The organism is Prevotella falsenii DSM 22864 = JCM 15124 (assembly GCF_000613945.1).
Lineage (GTDB): Bacteria > Bacteroidota > Bacteroidia > Bacteroidales > Bacteroidaceae > Prevotella > Prevotella falsenii.
This window is the reverse complement of record NZ_BAJY01000078.1, coordinates 1-1,633: the sequence shown is the minus strand read 5'-3', so window position 1 is coordinate 1,633 and position 1,633 is coordinate 1. Positions and strand designations below refer to the sequence as shown.

Below are 1,633 nucleotides of genomic sequence, written 5' to 3'. Positions count from 1 at the left end.
TGCATCGTTCTTTATATGATATTTTTACAATGGAGAGTTTGATCCTGGCTCAGGATGAACGCTAGCTATAGGCTTAACACATGCAAGTCGAGGGGAAACGGCATAGTGTGCTTGCACACTTTGGACGTCGACCGGCGCACGGGTGAGTATCGCGTATCCAACCTTCCCTCTACTCGGGGATACCCCGTTGAAAGACGGCCTAATACCCGATGTTGTCCGCTGACGGCATCCGACGTGGACCAAAGTTATTTCGGTAGAGGATGGGGATGCGTCTGATTAGCTTGTTGGTGCGGGTAACGGCCCACCAAGGCATCGATCAGTAGGGGTTCTGAGAGGAAGGTCCCCCACATTGGAACTGAGACACGGTCCAAACTCCTACGGGAGGCAGCAGTGAGGAATATTGGTCAATGGACGCAAGTCTGAACCAGCCAAGTAGCGTGCAGGATTGACGGCCCTATGGGTTGTAAACTGCTTTTGTTGGGGAGTAAAGTGAGGCATGTATGCCTTTTTGCATTTACCCTTCGAATAAGGACCGGCTAATTCCGTGCCAGCAGCCGCGGTAATACGGAAGGTCCGGGCGTTATCCGGATTTATTGGGTTTAAAGGGAGTGTAGGCGGTCCTTTAAGCGTGTTGTGAAATTTAGATGCTCAACATCTGACTTGCAGCGCGAACTGTTGGACTTGAGTGCACGCAACGTATGCGGAATTCATGGTGTAGCGGTGAAATGCTTAGATATCATGAGGAACTCCGATTGCGAAGGCAGCGTACGGGAGTGTAACTGACGCTTAAGCTCGAAGGTGCGGGTATCGAACAGGATTAGATACCTGGTAGTCCGCACAGTAAACCATGGATGCCCGCTGTCAGCGTCTGACGTTGGCGGCTAAGCGAAAGCATTAAGCATCCCACCTGGGGAGTACGCCGGCAACGGTGAAACTCAAAGGAATTGACGGGGGCCCGCACAAGCGGAGGAACATGTGGTTTAATTCGATGATACGCGAGGAACCTTACCCGGGCTTGAATTGCAGATGTCAGCCGCAGAGATGTGGTTTCCCTTCGGGGCATCTGCGAAGGTGCTGCATGGTTGTCGTCAGCTCGTGCCGTGAGGTGTCGGCTTAAGTGCCATAACGAGCGCAACCCCTTTTCTCAGTTGCCATCAGGTTATGCTGGGCACTCTGGGGACACTGCCACCGCAAGGTGTGAGGAAGGTGGGGATGACGTCAAATCAGCACGGCCCTTACGTCCGGGGCTACACACGTGTTACAATGGCCGGTACAGAGGTCGGTGCAGCGTAAGCTGCATCAAATCTTTAAAGCCGGTCCCAGTTCGGACTGAGGTCTGCAACCCGACCTCACGAAGCTGGATTCGCTAGTAATCGCGCATCAGCCATGGCGCGGTGAATACGTTCCCGGGCCTTGTACACACCGCCCGTCAAGCCATGAAAGCCGGGGGTGCCTGAAGTTCGTAACCGCAAGGAGCGACCTAGGGCAAGACCGGTGATTGGGGCTAAGTCGTAACAAGGTAGCCGTACCGGAAGGTGCGGCTGGAACACCTCCTTTCTGGATAGGACTTTTTTCCTGTATCTGTTGTTTGATACCTGCGTTGAGAGAAATGGTATGGAGTTTCTCTTCTTGG

At 53.3% G+C, this 1,633-nt stretch carries 1 rRNA gene; it reads left to right on the top strand.

The features are described 5' to 3' along the window. Positions 1–26: 26 nt before the first annotated feature. Positions 27–1,557 (top strand): 16S ribosomal RNA (locus tag JCM15124_RS12480). The last annotated feature ends 76 nt before the right edge of the window (positions 1,558–1,633 follow it).